This is a genomic window from Chelativorans multitrophicus, assembly GCF_011317445.1.
Taxonomy (GTDB): domain Bacteria; phylum Pseudomonadota; class Alphaproteobacteria; order Rhizobiales; family Rhizobiaceae; genus Chelativorans; species Chelativorans multitrophicus.
Map to the genome: position 1 here is coordinate 2,233,222 of NZ_JAAAPL010000001.1, position 17,276 is coordinate 2,250,497.

At 57.6% G+C, this 17,276-nt stretch carries 19 protein-coding genes; 16 read left to right on the top strand and 3 right to left on the bottom strand.

The genetic code is table 11. From position 1 onward, the window contains the following. The first annotated feature begins 76 nt into the window (after positions 1-76). The 10 genes from GNP00_RS10510 (at position 77) to GNP00_RS10555 (ending at position 8,411) form a co-directional block, all read left to right on the top strand. On the top strand, positions 77-880 hold the full coding sequence (locus GNP00_RS10510; protein ID WP_011582271.1) for an SDR family NAD(P)-dependent oxidoreductase: 804 nt from the start codon (positions 77-79) through the stop codon (positions 878-880). Continuing rightward, a complete protein-coding gene (locus GNP00_RS10515) occupies positions 880-1,473 on the top strand; it encodes an NIPSNAP family protein (RefSeq protein WP_011582272.1) in 594 nt (197 codons plus the stop codon). The genes GNP00_RS10510 and GNP00_RS10515 overlap by 1 nt, the downstream gene beginning before the upstream one ends. 80 nt (positions 1,474-1,553) lie before the next feature. After that, on the top strand, positions 1,554-1,934 hold the full coding sequence (locus GNP00_RS10520) for a carboxymuconolactone decarboxylase family protein (RefSeq protein WP_011582273.1): 381 nt from the start codon (positions 1,554-1,556) through the stop codon (positions 1,932-1,934). 81 nt (positions 1,935-2,015) lie between these two features. Beyond that, entirely contained in the window at positions 2,016-2,831 is an 816-nt protein-coding gene (locus GNP00_RS10525; RefSeq protein ID WP_011582274.1) for an ABC transporter ATP-binding protein, read from the top strand. Between the two features lies 1 nt (position 2,832). After that, positions 2,833-3,675 (top strand): ABC transporter permease, encoded by an 843-nt coding sequence (locus tag GNP00_RS10530; RefSeq protein WP_011582275.1) that lies wholly within the window; start codon positions 2,833-2,835, stop codon positions 3,673-3,675. A gap of 20 nt (positions 3,676-3,695) precedes the next feature. Then, positions 3,696-4,721, top strand: coding sequence for an ABC transporter substrate-binding protein (locus GNP00_RS10535; RefSeq protein ID WP_011582276.1), 1,026 nt, complete (start codon positions 3,696-3,698; stop codon positions 4,719-4,721). A gap of 29 nt (positions 4,722-4,750) precedes the next feature. Then, positions 4,751-5,821 carry an ABC transporter substrate-binding protein gene (locus tag GNP00_RS10540; protein ID WP_166015983.1) on the top strand — a complete coding sequence of 357 codons (1,071 nt, stop codon included), beginning with the start codon at positions 4,751-4,753 and terminating at the stop codon, positions 5,819-5,821. Positions 5,822-5,860: 39 nt separating this feature from the next. Further along, positions 5,861-6,703: an SDR family NAD(P)-dependent oxidoreductase gene (locus tag GNP00_RS10545; RefSeq protein ID WP_011582278.1), complete on the top strand. Its 843-nt coding sequence runs from the start codon at positions 5,861-5,863 to the stop codon at positions 6,701-6,703. Continuing rightward, positions 6,703-7,485 carry an SDR family NAD(P)-dependent oxidoreductase gene (locus GNP00_RS10550; RefSeq protein WP_011582279.1) on the top strand — a complete coding sequence of 261 codons (783 nt, stop codon included), beginning with the start codon at positions 6,703-6,705 and terminating at the stop codon, positions 7,483-7,485. The genes GNP00_RS10545 and GNP00_RS10550 overlap by 1 nt, the downstream gene beginning before the upstream one ends. Before the next feature lie 140 nt (positions 7,486-7,625). Then, entirely contained in the window at positions 7,626-8,411 is a 786-nt protein-coding gene (locus GNP00_RS10555; RefSeq protein WP_198139699.1) for an IclR family transcriptional regulator, read from the top strand. Here GNP00_RS10555 and dgcA read toward each other — a convergent pair. Next, the gene (gene dgcA / locus GNP00_RS10560) at positions 8,366-9,346 is read right to left on the bottom strand and encodes an N-acetyl-D-Glu racemase DgcA (protein ID WP_011582281.1); all 981 of its coding nucleotides are present in this window, start codon (positions 9,344-9,346) and stop codon (positions 8,366-8,368) included. The two genes, GNP00_RS10555 and dgcA, sit on opposite strands and share 46 nt — an antisense overlap. Positions 9,347-9,404: 58 nt before the next feature. On the opposite strand from dgcA, the gene GNP00_RS10565 reads away from it, so the two are divergent. Genes GNP00_RS10565 through GNP00_RS10575 form a run of 3 tightly spaced genes read left to right on the top strand, consistent with a single transcriptional unit; the run spans position 9,405 to position 12,390 of the window. Next, positions 9,405-10,334 carry a CoA transferase subunit A gene (locus GNP00_RS10565; RefSeq protein WP_207634022.1) on the top strand — a complete coding sequence of 310 codons (930 nt, stop codon included), beginning with the start codon at positions 9,405-9,407 and terminating at the stop codon, positions 10,332-10,334. Further along, on the top strand, positions 10,331-11,101 hold the full coding sequence (locus tag GNP00_RS10570) for a CoA-transferase subunit beta (RefSeq protein WP_011582283.1): 771 nt from the start codon (positions 10,331-10,333) through the stop codon (positions 11,099-11,101). The genes GNP00_RS10565 and GNP00_RS10570 overlap by 4 nt, the downstream gene beginning before the upstream one ends. A 29-nt stretch (positions 11,102-11,130) precedes the next feature. Continuing rightward, complete coding sequence (locus GNP00_RS10575) at positions 11,131-12,390, top strand: CaiB/BaiF CoA transferase family protein (RefSeq protein ID WP_166015984.1); 1,260 nt, start codon at positions 11,131-11,133, stop codon at positions 12,388-12,390. Here GNP00_RS10575 and GNP00_RS10580 read toward each other — a convergent pair. Continuing rightward, positions 12,387-13,406, bottom strand: coding sequence for a YeiH family protein (locus tag GNP00_RS10580; RefSeq protein WP_011582285.1), 1,020 nt, complete (start codon positions 13,404-13,406; stop codon positions 12,387-12,389). The genes GNP00_RS10575 and GNP00_RS10580 overlap by 4 nt on opposite strands. A 107-nt stretch (positions 13,407-13,513) precedes the next feature. On the opposite strand from GNP00_RS10580, the gene GNP00_RS10585 reads away from it, so the two are divergent. The 3 genes from GNP00_RS10585 to GNP00_RS10595 all read left to right on the top strand — a co-directional run bounded on the left by GNP00_RS10585 (position 13,514) and on the right by GNP00_RS10595 (position 16,360). Next, on the top strand, positions 13,514-14,416 hold the full coding sequence (locus GNP00_RS10585) for a LysR family transcriptional regulator (RefSeq protein ID WP_011582286.1): 903 nt from the start codon (positions 13,514-13,516) through the stop codon (positions 14,414-14,416). Between the two features lie 115 nt (positions 14,417-14,531). Next, positions 14,532-15,536, top strand: coding sequence for an ornithine cyclodeaminase family protein (locus tag GNP00_RS10590; protein WP_011582287.1), 1,005 nt, complete (start codon positions 14,532-14,534; stop codon positions 15,534-15,536). An 11-nt stretch (positions 15,537-15,547) separates the two neighbouring features. After that, on the top strand, positions 15,548-16,360 hold the full coding sequence (locus tag GNP00_RS10595; RefSeq protein ID WP_011582288.1) for a phosphate/phosphite/phosphonate ABC transporter substrate-binding protein: 813 nt from the start codon (positions 15,548-15,550) through the stop codon (positions 16,358-16,360). 7 nt (positions 16,361-16,367) lie between these two features. On the opposite strand, the gene GNP00_RS10600 is transcribed toward GNP00_RS10595, so the two are convergent. Further along, positions 16,368-17,096: a UTRA domain-containing protein gene (locus tag GNP00_RS10600; protein ID WP_011582289.1), complete on the bottom strand. Its 729-nt coding sequence runs from the start codon at positions 17,094-17,096 to the stop codon at positions 16,368-16,370. Positions 17,097-17,276: the final 180 nt, after the last annotated feature.

Sequence of the window (17,276 nt, forward strand, 5' to 3'; positions counted from 1 at the left end):
TGTCGGCGTTTGCGTGGCACCGCCATTGCGCTGGAGCGGATTTGATTGTGCCGACCATTTCAGCAGGGGAGCTACAATGACAAAGCCAACAGACATGAGGCGGGCGGCCTTCGGGTTCAGCGGAAAGACCGTCCTTATCGCCGGAGGGAGCCGGGGCATCGGTTTCGCCTGCGCGCAAGCGTTCGAGGAGCTGGGCGCAGAAGTCATTATCCTGGGGCGCGAGCGCACTGCGCTGGAGCAGGCCCGCACAAGGCTTGCCGATGCGCATGGTTTCATGTGCGACGTCAGGAGTGCCGAGGATGTTGCCCGCCTTGTTGCCGAGATCGATAAAACGTTCAACGGCATCGACGTTCTGGTGAATTGTGCCGGATCGGCCCCCCGCTGTGCGCCGGAAAAACTGTCGCCCGAGATCTGGCACCGCGCAATGGAGGACAAGTTCCTCAGCTACATGAATGTCGCTCAGCCGGTCATTCATGCGATGCTACGCCGCGGTACGGGGTGTGTTGTGAACGTGATCGGCACGGGAGGAAAGGTGCCAAGCAATTGGCACCTTGCCGGCGGGGCGGCCAATGCGGCGCTTTCCCTTGCGACGGCAGGTCTTGCCAGGGCACACGCGGCGGCGGGCCTGCGCATACTTGCGGTGAGCCCCGGAGCGACGGCCACGGATCTTACTCTTGGCCGCATCCAGCGGCAGGCCTCCGAGACAGGCCTCACCCCTGACGAGCTTGAGAGGGAAATCGTTCGGAACATTCCGCAGGGCCGCATGGCCGACCCGAAGGAAGTTGCCAACGCGATCACCTTCCTCGCCTCGGATTGCGCGCCTTTCATCAACGGCGTCAATTTGATGATCGACGGCGCTATGACTGCCGGAGTTCTATGATGCGTACTGAAGAATTCTACGGACTGGCAACGATTACGGCGAAGCCCGGCAGCGCGACGATCCTCATGGAGGCGCTTTCTACGCTGGGGCCGACTTGCGTTCTTGGGTGCTGGATGACCGAATTTGGCGATGCCAATTGCATCCGGGTTCTGTCACCGGCCATCGAGCACGAAACGACCTTCTCGGAGACACTAAGATGTCGCCTCCCGGAGAATCATGTCGCCCACATGGACACTTCCCTTTTTCGTTCGTTGCCTTTTGCGCCGCCGCCGCAGGCCGGTTCCTTCGGAAAGCTGCATGAGTGGCGCAGTTATGAGTTCCGGCCGGGAGCGCTGCCAGATCTGATGGAATCGTGGAAACCTTGCTTCCCGCCCCGAGCAGCCATGTCGCCGGCCGTTTTTGCGCTGCACGCAGTTTCCGGCAACCCCAATCGCGTTGTCCACGTATGGGGTTACGACGATCTGGACCATCGCAACATGGTTCGGCAACGTGCCCGCGCTGAAGGTATCTGGCCAGCGCCGGGCGGCGCGGCACGCTGGCTATCGCAGCACAGCTATCTCACCCTTCCGGCGTCGTTTTCGTGCATTTCCTAGTCTGAATTGCATCAAAAAACATAGGCCAAGAGACTTTGGCATCGAGTTTGCGGTCTTGAACGTAAGTATGGAGAATCGAAATGCCGTCACAAAAATATGAGACTGGAATGCGTCGTCGCCGGCAAATCCTAGGGGATGCCTATGTCGATGCCGCTCTGAAAGCCAGCACTGATCTTACCGCGCCCTTTCAGGAGCTTGTTGCCGAATATGTATGGGGCACCATCTGGTCGCGCGAGGGATTGGATGAGCGCACCCGCAACCTGATCAACGTAGCGTTGATGGTAGCCATGAACCGGCCGCACGAACTTCAGCTCTATATCAAGGCGCGGCATCAAACCGGAGCCAAGCTGGAAGAGATTTCCGAAACGATACTCCAAACCGCGGTTTACTGCGGCGTCCCGGCGGCGCTCGAAGCCTTCAAGGAATTCAACGCAGTAGTGGAGTCGGAGAAGGCATCTTGAGGAATGCGGCCGGTCTCAGAACATACCGATGACAACAAAGAACGAAGCCCGAAGGGTCCACTCGCCGAGGGAGGTATTCAATTGAAACACAGTAACGCAATATCCAAACCGCCGGAGGTGGCGGAACGGCAGGAATTGATCCGGTTTTCCGACGTCTCCAAGCAATTCGGCGCATTCACAGCTGTCACTGATGTGAACCTTCAGGTCGCCCGAGGCGAGATCATCACCCTTGTCGGACCGTCCGGATGCGGTAAGTCGACCCTTCTGAATATGACGGCCGGTCTGTTCGCGCCATCGATGGGGGATGTCACCTACGCTGGCAAGCCGGTCGAAGGTGTCAATGTCCGTACTGGATACATGACACAGAGCGATCATCTCCTGCCCTGGCGCAGTGTTGCCGACAACATCGCCATCCCGCTGGAAATTGCCGGTCACGGACGGAAGAAGATCCGCGAGCGCGTTGAAGGTTTGATGGAGTTGGTCGGCCTCAGCAATTTTGCCTCCGCCTACCCAAGCCGTCTGTCTGGCGGCATGCGCAAGCGCACGGCGCTTGCCCGGCTGTTGGCCTACGATCCGGAAACCCTGCTGCTCGACGAGCCCTTTGCCGCGCTTGACGCGCAAATGCGCCTCAACATGCAATATGAGCTGCTGCAGATCAGCAGGAAACTTGGAAAGACCGTTCTATTCGTCACGCACGATCTGGACGAGGCGGTCAGCCTGGGAGACCGCATTGCCGTCTTCTCGAAGAGTCCCGGCACTATCATCCGTCTTGTGACCTCACCGCTCGGTGCGGACAGGAATCTGCTGCGCATTCGTCACGACCCGGCTTACGCCAGCCTGTGCGCGGAACTCTGGGATCTCATTGTCCCGTCAAACAAGCAGGAGGCAATGGCGTAAAATGTCTGTAACCGGAAACGCTGTAACAGGAAAAGTGGGCGCGGCGAGCGCTCCCGTTCCTCTCATTGGCCGAAAGCTGAAGATCAACATCGGACGGCTCGTTCTGCTGGCTGCCTTCCTCGGAATTTGGGAGTTTGCCTCGGGCCGCCTGGTGGCAGAATTCTTTGTGTCCAAGCCCAGCAAGATCTTTGCCGTTCTTAACGAGTGGCTGTGGTCCGGCACCCTTGCTTTCCATGCGAGCATCACCGCAACGGAAGCCCTTACCGGCTTCATCCTCGGCGGCTTCATAGGGATGATCATGGGAACTATTCTCGGGCGTTCCCAAGGGCTTGCCGAACTTCTCGAACCCTTCATCATGGCGTTCTACAGCCTGCCAAAGGTGGCCTTGGCGCCGCTTTTCGTCATGTGGCTGGGTATCGGCATCTCGATGAAGATCACCCTGACCGCCGCAATCGTCTTCTTCCTGGTCTTTCTGAATACATATACCGGTGTGCGGAGCGTCAGTAAGGAACTGGTGACAATCATGCACCTAATGGGTGCAAAGGAACGTCACATCCTGCTCAAAGTCGTCATCCCCTCCGCGCTAAGCTGGGTATTCGCGGGCCTGAAGGTGTCAGTACCTTATGCCCTGATCGGCGCCATCGTCGGAGAGCTAATCGCCTCCAACCGGGGTCTGGGTTACCTGCTCTCCAGTTCGGCGGGACAGTTCGATACCGCGGGTGTTTTCGCGGCCCTTGCGGCAGTCATCGCGCTTGCCGCGCTACTGAACCTTTTCGTGAAGCTGCTCGAAGTCAAAATGGCTCCATGGAAAACGGTCGAGACTCAACAAGAGTTCACAATCTGACAAGCAAAAGGGAGGAATAGATGAAGTACCTGAAAAGCATTGCTTTAGGCTTGGCGCTGCTGGCAACGCCAGCCACCGCGGCGGATACCATCACTGCCGCGCAGTCAACGGTCGGCTTCGCCTACCTGCCGAACCTCGTTGCAATCGCGAGTGATCTCTACGCCACTGAGGATCTCGATGTAGACCTTGTCATCACCGGCGGCGAGACCAAAGCTCTCGCCGCGCTCGTCGGCGGGGGAGCTGACGTTTATTTTGGCTCCGCTCCCACTGTCATCCGCGCGCGTGAGAATGGCGTCGAGGTGATGATGGTCGGTTACCAGCTCAAGGAATACGCCACCAACTTCGTGATGTCGCGAAAATGGATCGAGGAGCATGGCATCGACGTTAACGGAACCGTCGAAGAAAAGCTCTCGGGCCTCAAGGGTGCAACGCTTGGCATAACCGCGCCGGGGAGCGGGACGGATCTCATCATGCGGTACTTCGCGCACCTGGCCGGCCTAGACCCGGATCGCGATCTAACGCTTTCTGTTCTGGGCGGTGGCGACATCCTGCAAAAGGCTTTCTGGGAGGGCCGGATTGACGGCTTCGCCCTGTCCGCGCCGGCTGCCGAGAACGCCGTGAAAAATCACGATGCTCTCATGCTGCTCGACCTCGCAAACGGGGAATTGCCCTCTCTCGACGGCATTCTTTATACCTCGATCAACATGCGCCAAGAAACGCTGGACGAAAACCCGGATCTGGCGGTCCGCATCCTTCGTGTACAGCAACGTGCGCTTAATCTGATCAACGATCCGGCAACCACTGAGCAGGCACGCGATGCCGTTTGGGAAATGTACTGGCCCAAATTGGACAAGGAGCTGTTCAACGAAATGTGGACAGCATGGAAGAACGCCTGGCCGGAATCCATCGTCATTCCCGATGAGGCGGTCCAGAAAGCCGTAGACTTTACGAACACGGTCGATAGCAAGCAGATCGATATCGAAGCCGCGAAGGCTGCGTATACGAATGAGTATGCCGTAAAGGCGACAGAGACACTTCAGAACTGATAGCCGAATGCGAAGCGATCTTCGCCCGATTGGGCGAAGATCGCATTAGGCATAAATCCTGTTCCAGGGAGGTAAGTATGCGTTTCAAACTTTCGACTGCCGTAGTTGTAATCTGCGCATTTGTTTCGCCCGTCCAGGCGGCTGATAAGGTCACAGCAGCCTTTTCATCCCATGGTTTTGCTTTTCTTGTCCCGCTTGTTGCGGACGCGAACGGCCTTTTTGCCGATGAAGGAATCGAGGCGGAGCTGACCGCCACCGGGGGTGATTCAAAGGCGCTTGCTGCCCTGGTGGGAGGCAGCGTGGACGTTGGCTTCCTCGCCGCGCCTACCGTCTTGAAAGCGCGTCAGCAGAATGTTCCGGTCAAAATGCTCGGTTACATCCTTAACCAGTATCCGACGAATTTCGTCATGTCTGACGAATGGGTGAAAGAGCACAATATAACCAGCGAGACACCGCTGAATGATCGCTTCAAAGCGCTCAAGAATACGACGCTCGGCATCACCTCGCCGGGAAGCGGGACTGATCTGATCATGCGCTTCATGGCCGGCGAAGCGGGCCTGGACCCGGACCGCGACCTGACCTTATCGACCCTCGGGACGACACCCACGATTGGAGCAGCTTTTTCGCAGGGCCGCATCGATGGCTTTGCTCTGTCAGCACCCATCCCGGAGATCGCGATAGCAAACGACAACGCCCATATGATCGTCCGCTACTCGGCGGGCGAGGTCGATGCGCTGGACGGTATCCTTTACACCAGTGTCGCCTTCCATGAGAACATGATCGAAGAAAATCCGGATCTTGTCGTGCGATTCCTACGCACGCAACAAGCAGCGATCGACCTGATACGCGATCCTGAGAGAAGCGCGCAGGCGCGCGATGCAACTTGGAACAAGTATTATCCGAAAATAGATAAGGCGATGTTCGATCAGATCTGGGAGGATTGGAAATCGGCCTGGCCGGCCTCCATCGTTATCCCGGAAGATGCACTTGCTAAGGCCGTAGATTTCAATAACCGGTTTACCGGCGACGTGATTGAACTCGATGAAGCCAAGCTCTCCGTCGACAACACACTGGCTAAACAGGCGTTGAACCAGGAATAGCGCGCGGGCGCATCAGATCCATTTTTGCAGGACATGATTATGGAATATCACAAAAATGTCCTGATCACGGGCGCGGCCTCGGGATTGGGAAAAGCGATGACGCTGGGCTTGCTTCAGGCAGGCTATCACGTCTGCGGTGTGGATCGTGACGAGAAGGCTCTGGATGATCTCGCGAAATCCACAAACGGGCGATTGAAGACGCGCGTTGCAAATCTCGCTGATCCATCCGTGACATCACTGATCGGCGACATTGAAGATAGCTTCGGCCCTATCGGGATTCTCATCAACAACGCCGGCGTGGGCCAAGGAGCTTGGCGCAAAGATTACCATGTCAACAAGCTGCGCTTCTACGAAATGACCAAGGCGCAGTGGGAGACGGCAGTGAGCGTTAACGCAACCGCCGTATTCGTCCTCAGCCGCGACGCCGCCCTCCGAATGATGACACAGGGCTGGGGACGGATCGTGAATGTCACCACAAGCCTGGGCACCATGCTGCGCCCGGGCTGGGTGCCCTATGGACCCAGCAAGGCAGCCGCCGAGGCATTGAGCGCTTGTATGGCTGGCGATCTGGAAGGGACAGGCGTAACCGTCAATGTCATGACGCCAGGTGGCATCGCCAATACCGGGCTCATTCCCGAGGCGGCTCCCTATGATCGGGACAAGTTGATTCAGCCCGAGGTGATGATCCCGCCATTGCTTTGGCTGCTCTCCGACAGCGCGGCTGAAACGACTGGCATGCGCATCGTGGCATCGTCCTGGGATCGTTCTCTTCCGTGTGAAGCGGCGGCCTCCAGGGCTCTGGCTCCCATTGGTTGGCGGGATCTGGCCGTGATGCCGATCACGCCGGAAGTAGTGGAAACCGCCTCTGTTGGAGAAGTGTGATGCGGCTTGCAAACAAAATCGCGTTCATCACGGGCGCCGCTGAAGGTATCGGCGCATGTGCTGCTGGGCTCTTCAGTCGGGAAGGGGCAAAAGTAATCCTGTCCGACATCGACGAAGATCGCGGCCGAAAGGTTGCGGACCAGGTGACGAGCGCTGGCGGAGATGCGGTCTTCGTCCGTTGTGATGTGACCTCGGAGGCCTCCGTGAGGGAAGCTGCCGCCGCGGTGCAGGAACGCTATGGTGCTCTGCATATCCTTTACAACAACGTAGGGGGGTCGACGCCCAGGGACGATCGCGTGACCGATGTTGACCTTGAGGAATTTTGGTCCGCGATGAAGCTGAACGTGCTGAGCGTGGTGCTGCCGGCGCGGCACTTGATCCCGCTTATTGCCGCGTCCGGAGGCGGATCCGTCATCAACACGGCCTCTTACATGGCACTGCTCGGCACCGCCGGCCGGGATTGCTACACCGCGTCGAAGGGCGCGGTGGTGTCGCTTACCCGGTCCATGGCAGTTGAGTTCGGCCCCGACAACATTCGCGTCAATGTGATAGGACCCGGCGCGGTGGACACGGAACGGCTCCGCCGCTTCCAGTCAGCCCGTCCCGACCATCCCACCTTCGATCCGCGAAACCGCCATCGCCGCCCCGAGGTCGCCTCGCATATCATGGGGCTCGTTCAGCCAGAAGATGTTGCAAACATGGCGCTCTTCCTCGCTTCGGACGAATCCGTGAGGATCACCGGCAGCCTTCATATGGTGGACAGCGGCGCTTCATGTTGGTGAATATTGCACCGAAACATGGATTGTAAGATGATTGCACTTGATTGATAGGCTTGGCTGGCGTTCGCTGTAAGGAACGCTGCTACTGAGGAAATTTCGTGGTCAAGCTTGCAACAGGTCAGACACTTCGCTCCGCAGAAAGAATGCTTGATGTTTTGTCGGTATTTTCGACGACCGAGCCGGCCTTGACCGCCCGGCAGATCGCCGGCCGGCTAAATCTGGCGCAAAGCACCCTCAGTCGCATCCTCGAAGTGCTGACGCGCCGGAACTTCATTAGCTATGATGAAACACGCGGGGTATACACGCCGCACTTCGAAATTATTCGCCTGGCGGAGGCGGTCGTCTCCAACAATGATTTGATCTCCGCCACGCGTATTCCGATGGACCGCCTTTTGGAGAAATCAGGCGAGAGCAATCAGCTTGCTGTCCTCAGTGGCGACCAATGCGTATTCGTGAACCGGCGCGTCAGCAACCAGGTCGTGAAGGTGTTCAGTCCGCTCGGTCAAAGCCTTCCGTGTTGGGATGGCCGTGCTGCCGGACAAGCCCTGATTGCGTGGTGCAGCGCATCCAAAATTGATGAGATTCTGCCGGAGGATTCTGCTTGGCGGCGGATTGGCAGCGCCATTTCAGGACGCGCCGAATTCCTGGAGCTTTTAGCGCAGGTGCGGCAGCTTGGATATGCGATCAACAACGAGTTTTCCGCTCCGGATGTCTGGGCGGTGGCAGCTCCGGTCCGCGACCATACGCGCGAGGTGGTGGCGGCAATCACCGTTCCCGTCCTCGCCTCCCGCATTACATCGCAAGAGCGCATACTAGAACTGGCTGAGATGGTCTGCGATGCAGCACAGGCCGCGTCCGCGAATTTATTCTATTCCGGAGACTATCAAACCGGCCAGACATGTGGATCAGGATCCAATCGTCCTGCGTGATACTGGTAGCCTGGCTCGCAATCCTCGGCGAGCAGGAGCGGGCCGTCGAGGTGAAGAAACTCGGCGAATTGAGCAATCACCAAGCCCGGCCCGACTGATAGCGACGACGACACCATACTGCCGACCATTATGCGCAGGCCCGCCGCGCGCGCGGCGGTGATCAGAGCCAGGGCCTCGGTCAGTCCGCCAGTCTTGTCCAGCTTGATGGTCGCGAAGCTGTATTTCCCAACAATGTCGTTAAGCGAGGCCAATGATCGGCAGGTTTCGTCAGCTGCCAAGGGCACCGGGCTGTTCAAACCTCGCAGGGCAGCATCTCGACCAGCGGGCAACGGCTGTTCCAGCAGTTCGATGCCCAATTCTGCAAAGCGCGGGAGATGGGTATCGAGGTGCTGCGGCGTCCAGGATTCATTCGCGTCCGCAATTAAGCGCGCGTTGGGCGCTGCCGCGCGAACCGCTTCCACCCGCGCTATGTCATCCCGTCCGTTCAGCTTCAGCTTAAGGATTGGAAGGTCGGCATTGCGCTGGGCGGCGTTGGCCATGGCTTCAGGCGTATCCAGGCTGAGCGTGAAGGCAGTGGTAACTGGCGCCAGCCGCGGAAGGCCGGCATATTCCGCAATGGCGTGGCCAGAAAGCTTGCTCCGCAGGCTCCACATGGCGCAGTCCAGCGCGTTTCGAGCCGCACCGGGAGGCAGAGCCTCTTGAAGGGCCTCGATGCTAAGCCCGGCCTCCACCTCTTTGCGCAACGCGGTGATTTGCTCCATCACCGACTCAACGGACTCCCCATAGTGGGCGTAGGGAATGCACTCGGCTCTGCCGGATTCTTCGCCCTCCGTCAGAGTTACCTCGACCGCATTTGAAACAGTCTTCTCCCCCCGCGCGATCCTGAATACGCCACGAATGGGAAGAGCATAATGGCGCACCGCCATGTAACGCATAAAGTTATCCTTCCGGCTTGACGTGAGAAACCATAAAGTGGATAATGAAATCCATAACATGGATTTCTACACTGGAGACGTTGCGATGTCCACTCAGGTGCCGATGTCCCGGTCGACCGTACGGACAAGCAAACTCGTTGACTTGACGGAGGCCATGGACGTCGTTTGCGACGGTCAGCTCCTGGTGCTTGGAGGCTTGTGGTTTCACAACAATCCATCCGCCCTTGCGCGTGAGATCGTCCGGCGGCGCATTCAAAATTTGCGCATTATCGCCGCGCCGCCTTCCGGATATGCCGTCGATCTATTGATCGGCGGGGGCTGCGTCGCCGAAGCCACGATCGGCCATGTGTCATTCGAGCATATGGGGCTTGCCCCAAATTTTCAGCGCGCCGCGCAGACGGGGGCTGTCAAGATCATCGACGCGGATGAAGCCACGATACTCGGCGGGTTCATGGCCACGCTGGAGCATCTTCAAGACCACCCCGTCACGTCCGTGCGCGGAACGGACATCATGTCCTCCCCAATTGCTCGACGCAACTCCGACGGCGTGGTTGCGCCTCGCGCCGTTGTTCCTGACGTCTGCCTCTTGCACGCACAAGAGGCCGACATTTATGGAAACGTGCGGAATTTCGGCAATTCCTTCGCCGATCCGCTGTTTGCAAAAGCGGCGCGCCACGTCATCGTCAGCGTGGACCGCATCGTCGAAAACAGCGAAGTCCGGAAGGAGCCGCACCGGACGACTATTCCCGGCTATCTGGTGGACCGGATTGTCTGCGCTCCAGGTGGGGCGCATCCAGGCTCCAGCCAGGGCCTTTACCCGCACGACGAAACCGCGATCAAAGCATATATCAAGGCCGGCCAGGACCCCCGATCGTGGGAGGCCGACTATCTCGAGCCTCTGGTACACGCCCCTGGCACGCACGAAGACTATCTTGCGGCGATAGGGGGCTGGGAGCATTTGGTCGCCCTGAACGAGGTAGTCAAATGAGCGGGTATTCGATAGGCGAGCTCATGGTCGTCCTCATCGCACGCGAACTGCGTGACGGCGATCTGGCCGTCACCGGGGCTTCATCACTGGTGCCGGTGGCAGCCTGCATGCTTGCACAGTCCATGCATGCACCCAACCTCACCATGATCAGCCCAGCCGGGGTGGTGAATGCGCGGCCGCCCCGGCTCTATCATTCCGCATCGGACGGCCGCTGGTGCTTCAATGCAGAGGCAATCAACACCGGTTACGACTTGTTCGAGATGTCCGAAAACGGCCTGCTCGATGTCATGTTCTACGGAGGTGTCCAGATCGACCGTCGTGGCAATATCAACCTGACGGGAGTGGGCTATGACGAACATGGACGCCCCAAATTCCGCGGACCGGGCCTTGCCAACACTTCTTTCGCCGTGGTTTCGGGACGTATAATTCTATTCAGCGCGACCCATACCAAGCGCACCTTTGTCGAAAAGCTGGATTTCCTGTCAGCAGCCGGTCACCTCGACGGCCCAGGCGCACGCCGCGCCAATGGCATCGAGACAGAAGGGCCGGTCTGTTGCGTTACGCCGAAAGTGGTCTTCGAGTTCGATGAGGAAAAGAATCTTCAGGTTCGTTCGCTCCATCCTGGCGTCTCCCAAGACGACGTCATGGCAAACACGGGTTTCGAGCTGGCATGCGATGGCCCTTGGCCGAGCACCATCGAACCGACGGAAGAGGAACTGACGGTTCTTCGCACGCAGGTTGACGTGAGCGGTGAGCTCGCTCCCTAAACAACTAACCGCAAAAAATACGAACAAAGATGAAACAGAGTAAACAGAACATGCAGCAGACATCGCTCAAAGGCGCACGTGTAATCGACCTGACGCGGGTCGTTGCAGGTCCTTTCTCAACGACTATTCTCGCTGATCTCGGCGCGGATGTGATAAAGGCGGAGCGCCCTGGCGTGGGCGATGACAGCAGAAGCTGGGGGCCACCCTTCGTCGGGGAAGCGAGTTCGTATTTTCTTGGCTTGAACCGCAATCGGCGCAGCATCGCGATTGACCTGCAGTCTCCAGAGGGCGCGCAGATTATCCGCGATCTGGTCAAGCATGCGGATGTGCTTGTCGAGAGTTTCCGTCCAGGCGTGATGGAGCGACTGGGCCTGGGTTACGAAACGCTCAGGCAGATCAATCCTTCGCTCGTCTATTGTGCCATCTCCGCCTACGGTCAGACCGGGCCATACAAATCACGCCCCGGATATGATCTGATGATATCAGCCATGGGTGGGCTGATGAGCGTAACCGGGACTCCGGGTGGCGAGCCGGTCAAGACGGGCGTGGCGCTCATCGACGTGTGCACAGGCCTTCACGCTGCTATCGGCATCCTTGGCGCCTTGTATCACCGGCAGGCTACCGGAGAAGGCCAGCGCGTTGACGCTTCGCTGCTGGGTTCACAGCTTGCGATGTTGATCAATGTGGCCAGTGAATACCTCATCGGGGGCAGCATTGCGAAGCCGCAGGGCTCTGCCCATGCCAATGTTGCTCCCTATCAGGCATTCCCAAGCAAGGATGGCTGGGTGCTCATGGGATCGCCGAACGACAAGCTGTTCGGGGTGATGTGCGATGCGCTCGGGCAACCTCAATGGAAGCATGATCCGCGCTTCGTCACCAATGGGGATCGCGTGGCGCACCGCGAAGAGCTCGTTGCCTTGATCAGCGATGTCACGCGCCAGCATCCAACCGATTACTGGGTGGACCTCTTGTCTTCGACCGGCGCGCCGGTTGCTCCGATCAATACAATGGACAAGGTGTTCCAGAACGAGCAGGTTCAGCATCTCGCGCAAGTCGAACAGGTCGAGCATCCATTGTTCGGCAGTTATCCGGTTGTCACCTCTGCCTTGCGTATGTCGGCTACACCACCGGTGAAGGCCGCGCCTGCACCGCGTCTCGGACAGCATAGTCGTGAGGTCCTGTCGGAAGTGCTCGGGTGGGAAGACGATCAAATCGAGAAGTTAATCGCGGCAGGCGTTATAGAATTCCGTGAAGCCGGCGAACCTTTCCAAGGCAAGAACGGCTCCTAGGGTAAAGGTACAAGGAATGAGACGAGCACAAACCCCATCAGGGCGAGCAATACTACGGAGCATGTTGCAGCCAACATGACTCGTCCACCGGCGTGGAAAAAGGACCTGACATTCACGGAAAGCCCAAGCGCAGCCATAGCCAAGGTTGTCAATATGCTGGCGATTTGGGCCAAGATCTCTGCCTGTGCGGTTGACACAAGGCCAGAGGATCGAAGTGCAACCATCCCGAAGAACCCCAAAATGAACCAAGGGACCAGGGGTCTGGTTGCTTCACCCTTTTGACCGCCAACTCGCACTTTCATTGCAGAGTTCAGTGCGAATACGACAGGGCCTAACATCAACACGCGGATGAGCTTCACGAGTGTCCCGATTTGAACGCTAACGGCCCCGACGGGCGCGGTAGCGGCAAGAACCTGAGGTACCGCATACGCTGTTATACCTGCGACAACGCCATATTGAGCGAGGGTCAGCTCAAGGTGATAATAAAGTAGGGGCAGCAGGAAAATCGCAAGAATGCCCAAACCTGCGGTGAACGCAAGCGCTGCAGCAACATCTTTAGCTGGCGCTTCGATGACAGGCGCAACAGCGACGATGGCGGAGTTGCCGCAGATCGAATTACCGCAGGCAATAAGGATCGCAAGCTTTGCCGAAAGGCCAAGCAGCCGACCTATCAAGTAGGTGGCAGCAATCGACAAGAATACAATGCTTGCCACGCCAACCACCAGCTCCACACCTGCATCGCGAATGGCCGAATAACTTATCGAAGCCCCGATAAGAACGATTGCAGCCTCCAGCAGACCTTTGGCGCTGAACTCGATGCCTGGTCTGAAGCGAGCTTCGATCGGGCGCCAGGTTGCGATAAAGATCCCGATGGCGATGGCAAGCACAATGCTCTCGACCCACCGCACATGGAACACCATGAACTCTGCGTGCTCCATAGCGAGGGCCAGGCCGGCGACCGCTGCGGACAAAATAACGCCCGGAAAAAGTCGGCGGCTATTTTTAAGTATAGACATTATAGCTCATCATCGGCATGATCGATGATGGAACCTGTCACCTAACGTTGACCACATCCATCGAAAAAAAATCCATACAACGTTCGGAAAAATAGAATGATCTTCCCATGACGTTTGAGCAGCTTGTCGTTTTCGTCGCCGTTGCGGAGCGAGAGCACCTAACCCAGGCCGCCGACGCTATCCATCTGACGCCATCCGCGGTGAGCGCGGCCATCAAGAACCTCGAGGGTTATTACGGTGTTGAACTCTTCCACCGCGTGGGTCGACGGATCGAACTCACCAGTACCGGGAAGACGTTTCTCGTTGAAGCGAAGGCGATGCTAGCACGCGTTCGTGCGGCCGAATTGATGTTGTCCGAATTGGGTGGATTGCAGCGGGGCAACCTCGGCGTGGCGGCAAGCCAGACCATTGCCAGCTATTGGCTTCCGCCAGTCTTGGTCGGGTTTCGCTCCAATTATCCGGGTATCCAAATCGACCTTACCCTTGGCAATACCCGGACCGTTGCCGAGGCAGTCCTTGATGGGCGCGCGGAAGTAGGCTTCGTGGAAGGCGAGATCGAAGCTGCAGCTTTGTCATCCGTGATCATTTCGGAAGACGCACTCATGATTGTCGTTAGCGCCAATCATCCTTGGTCTAAGGCCTCGTCGCTTAGTGTTGATGAATTGGTTCGCGGAAGCTCCTGGGTGATGCGCGAGGAAGGCTCCGGGACACGCTCCGAATTTGAAAATGCGCTCAAGCGATTGGGAGGAGCGCCGAGCGAACTGGATGTCGTCCTTACCCTTCCCTCCAATGAAGCCGTCCTTTCGGCCGTGCGAGCAGGCCATAGCGCCGCCGCGGTGTCGCATGCTGCCGCTGGGATCTACCTGCAGGAGGGCATCCTTGTACAAGCGCCGTTCGAATTGCCTACACGCGAGTTTCGCTTGCTCCGTCATAAGCAGCGACAACCGAGCAAGGCCTCGCTTGCCCTTGAGGCGGCATGTCGAAATTGCCGGGCGCCGCCGCCGCTTTAGAAGCAGGCATAAGGAAATTCATTCGATTTTACCGAACATACCGTGAAAAACGTTCTGCTAGTGCCCTCAACGGCAGCACGTTAGTAAGAAAAATCACAAGAGGGGAGAAAAACTTATGCAAGAAATCTGGATTGACTATCTGAACGCGTTGGACGCAAAAGCGCTGGCACTTAGTAACGATGAAATCCTCAACGCGGTTTCCAAGGCGTTAGAGGCGCAGGGGCGGGGCGAAACCGTTATCGAGCCTCGCGTTCATCTCGTTCCCGAGAGCTCCGACAAGGGTCATTTCAACGTCCTCCGCGGTTACGTTAAGTCCCTTGGTTATGCCGGCGTCAAAGTCGTTGGAGACTTCGTCGACAACTACAAACAGGGACTTCCATCAGAGATGGCAGTGCTCAATCTCTTTGATCCCGAGACCGGCGTACCTCGGGCTATTATCGATGCGACCGCGATTACGGATATGCGTACTGGCGCCGTTACCGCAATTGGAGCCCGGCATTTGGCCCGCAAGGGCAGCAAGATCCTGGGACACGTTGGTGCGCGAGGAACGTCTTATTGGAATATCCGACTTCTCGATCACATCTTTGATTTTGACGAAATTCGCGTTCACTCCAGACGGCCAGAGAGCCGGAATGTATTTGCGAAGCGGCTTGAGAATGATCTCGGAAAGAAGATCATTGTGACCGATAACTGGCGCGATTGCCTTGAGGGCGCCGATATCATGGTTGAGGCGAGCCGGCTGCCGGAACCAACCCCTCTTTTCGAGACAAAGTGGGTAAAAAAAGGTGCATTCGTCGTTCCTTATGGGACGATGAGCGCGCTGGAATTCGATCTGACGGATATCATGGATAAAGTAGTCGTCGATGATTGGGGCCAGTGCGGGCCCGGTCGCCCCTATGGTGCGCTTCGCCGACACGTTGACGCCGGAAAGGTGACAGCTGAAAACCTGCATGCCGAGATGGGGCAAATCGTGGCCGGCCTGAAATCCGGCCGCGAGAGCGACGACGAAACAATCCTTTTCTGGCACCGAGGCCTTAGCAGCACAGACGTGGCGCTGGGTGCTGCGATGGTTGAAAAGGCCCGTCAGCTCGGAATTGGGCAAAAACTCCGCTTCGCGTGAGGAAGCACGCTATGCTGGTCGCCTCATCGAGGATGTACAATGTCGCTCCTGAGGTCCGGAGCCTCTGGGACGGCTTTTTTGATTGGCTGTCCCGCCAGGCGGATGCCGATCTGGAGATTGTTGCTCACGACGCTCCGGCGCCGCTCTCTGAACTGTGGCAAAGACCTGACCTCGGCGCGGTGTTCATGTGTGGATATCCATTCATCAGCATGGCGCCTGAGCTTCGCCCAATCGCACTCGCCGCGCCTGTGGCTCTGGCGGCTTGGTCGCAAGCGAAACCGCTTTACGCAAGCCATATCGTCGTTGCCGCAAATAATGCGGCAAAGACGCCAAAAGACCTGTTTGGCATGACCTTCGGCTGGACCGTCCGGGACTCGCAGTCAGGATATCATGCGCTGCGTCGGTTCCTGCTGGAAGGCTTTTCCTCCGAATTCCGTGATGCTCTTCCTCCCGCCAAGGGGCCGTTCTTGAACCCTACGGGTATCATACAGGCGGTAAGAGAGGGGCTTGTGGATGCGGGGCCGGTCGATGCTTACGCATTCGAACTGTTGCGCGTCCACGCGCCGGAAAAAATATCCGGGGTGAAAGTGATTGCAACCACCCCATCAACCCCCTGCCCGCTGCTCATCGCGTCACGTGGTACACCTCATTCTCTCAGCGACAATCTGCGAAACGCGCTTTTGAGCGCACATGAGGACGCCGAAGGTGCCAAATGGCTAGAGTCTCTCCAGTTACGCCGCTTCGCCGAGGTCGCAATTGATGACTACGCGATCCTCGCCGAATACCCTGGCCGGATCGAGCTAGAGAGCTTGCACGCATGGTGAACATGGATCACAACGTCGGCAGGACGTACTCGCCGCGAAGATCCATGCGATCGCCGGCAAGGACCATGCGCACGCGCGTGATCGGCAAGGCAAGATGATAGGTTTTCCGCTCGATTGCCATGCAAGCCGCACCCGGAGTCAGGTCCAGGGCACGCGCAAGCTCTTCGCCACTGGAAATGGCGCTGATGCGATGACTGACAGACGACCACGGAATATTCGACATCAGCCACGGACTGGGTGCGATAGTCGAAAAATCGATGTTGCGCGCATCCGGCGCGGCCCCCAGATTGATGTGCCGGGTCTCGAGCATGACAGGCACGTCGTCGCAATAATGCAGGAGCTCGACATAAACGACCTCCGCATCGTCAGGTAAATCTGGCCAGCTAAATGCGGTGTTGTTTCGCAGAACCGTCTGCCGACGCAGCTTGAACGCATAGATGGAATTGCGTTTGAAAACATCTTCGCTGATATCGGTGAGGGGCAGCACGAATGTCTGCTGGAACTTTCGGATAACGATCGTTCCCGCACGGCGATTTCGTTCGACAAGCCCGAACTTTGCAAGTTCTCGTAGGGCCTTATGAATGGTCTGGCGGGAAACATTGAACTGTTTGACGAGTTCGGCCTCGGAGGGCAGTCTCTCCCCGTGAGCATAAAACCCGTTAAGGATTCGACCGGTCAACTCGATCTCGACCTGCCGTACTCTCGATTGAGATCCGCCCTTTTCAAACGCTGTCACAAGCTACTTCCCCAAAAATAACATATAGACATTATTGCAAATCCGCCGGTCGTGAAGACCGGGAAGTCGCCATCAAACGCCGCTTCCGTCTGCCAACGAAATACAAATAATACCTTTACAATTTAGCGTTCCGGCTTGCGACCCTCCTCCGATTATGTCTATACTAATTATCAAGCACAC

Bases quoted from the DNA above. Each gene is read 5' to 3' on its own strand.
- GNP00_RS10580 (WP_011582285.1), bottom strand. From the start codon at position 13,406: ATGTCTATACTTAAAAATAGCCGCCGACTTTTTCCGGGCGTTATTTTG.
- GNP00_RS10570 (WP_011582283.1), top strand. From the start codon at position 10,331: ATGAGCGGGTATTCGATAGGCGAGCTCATGGTCGTCCTCATCGCACGC.
- GNP00_RS10555 (WP_198139699.1), top strand. From the start codon at position 7,626: ATGCTTGATGTTTTGTCGGTATTTTCGACGACCGAGCCGGCCTTGACC.
- GNP00_RS10550 (WP_011582279.1), top strand. From the start codon at position 6,703: ATGCGGCTTGCAAACAAAATCGCGTTCATCACGGGCGCCGCTGAAGGT.
- GNP00_RS10530 (WP_011582275.1), top strand. From the start codon at position 2,833: ATGTCTGTAACCGGAAACGCTGTAACAGGAAAAGTGGGCGCGGCGAGC.
- GNP00_RS10590 (WP_011582287.1), top strand. From the start codon at position 14,532: ATGCAAGAAATCTGGATTGACTATCTGAACGCGTTGGACGCAAAAGCG.
- GNP00_RS10515 (WP_011582272.1), top strand. From the start codon at position 880: ATGCGTACTGAAGAATTCTACGGACTGGCAACGATTACGGCGAAGCCC.
- GNP00_RS10585 (WP_011582286.1), top strand. From the start codon at position 13,514: ATGACGTTTGAGCAGCTTGTCGTTTTCGTCGCCGTTGCGGAGCGAGAG.
- GNP00_RS10545 (WP_011582278.1), top strand. From the start codon at position 5,861: ATGGAATATCACAAAAATGTCCTGATCACGGGCGCGGCCTCGGGATTG.
- GNP00_RS10595 (WP_011582288.1), top strand. From the start codon at position 15,548: ATGCTGGTCGCCTCATCGAGGATGTACAATGTCGCTCCTGAGGTCCGG.
- GNP00_RS10510 (WP_011582271.1), top strand. From the start codon at position 77: ATGACAAAGCCAACAGACATGAGGCGGGCGGCCTTCGGGTTCAGCGGA.
- GNP00_RS10535 (WP_011582276.1), top strand. From the start codon at position 3,696: ATGAAGTACCTGAAAAGCATTGCTTTAGGCTTGGCGCTGCTGGCAACG.
- GNP00_RS10575 (WP_166015984.1), top strand. From the start codon at position 11,131: ATGAAACAGAGTAAACAGAACATGCAGCAGACATCGCTCAAAGGCGCA.
- GNP00_RS10565 (WP_207634022.1), top strand. From the start codon at position 9,405: ATGGATTTCTACACTGGAGACGTTGCGATGTCCACTCAGGTGCCGATG.
- dgcA (WP_011582281.1), bottom strand. From the start codon at position 9,346: ATGCGTTACATGGCGGTGCGCCATTATGCTCTTCCCATTCGTGGCGTA.
- GNP00_RS10520 (WP_011582273.1), top strand. From the start codon at position 1,554: ATGCCGTCACAAAAATATGAGACTGGAATGCGTCGTCGCCGGCAAATC.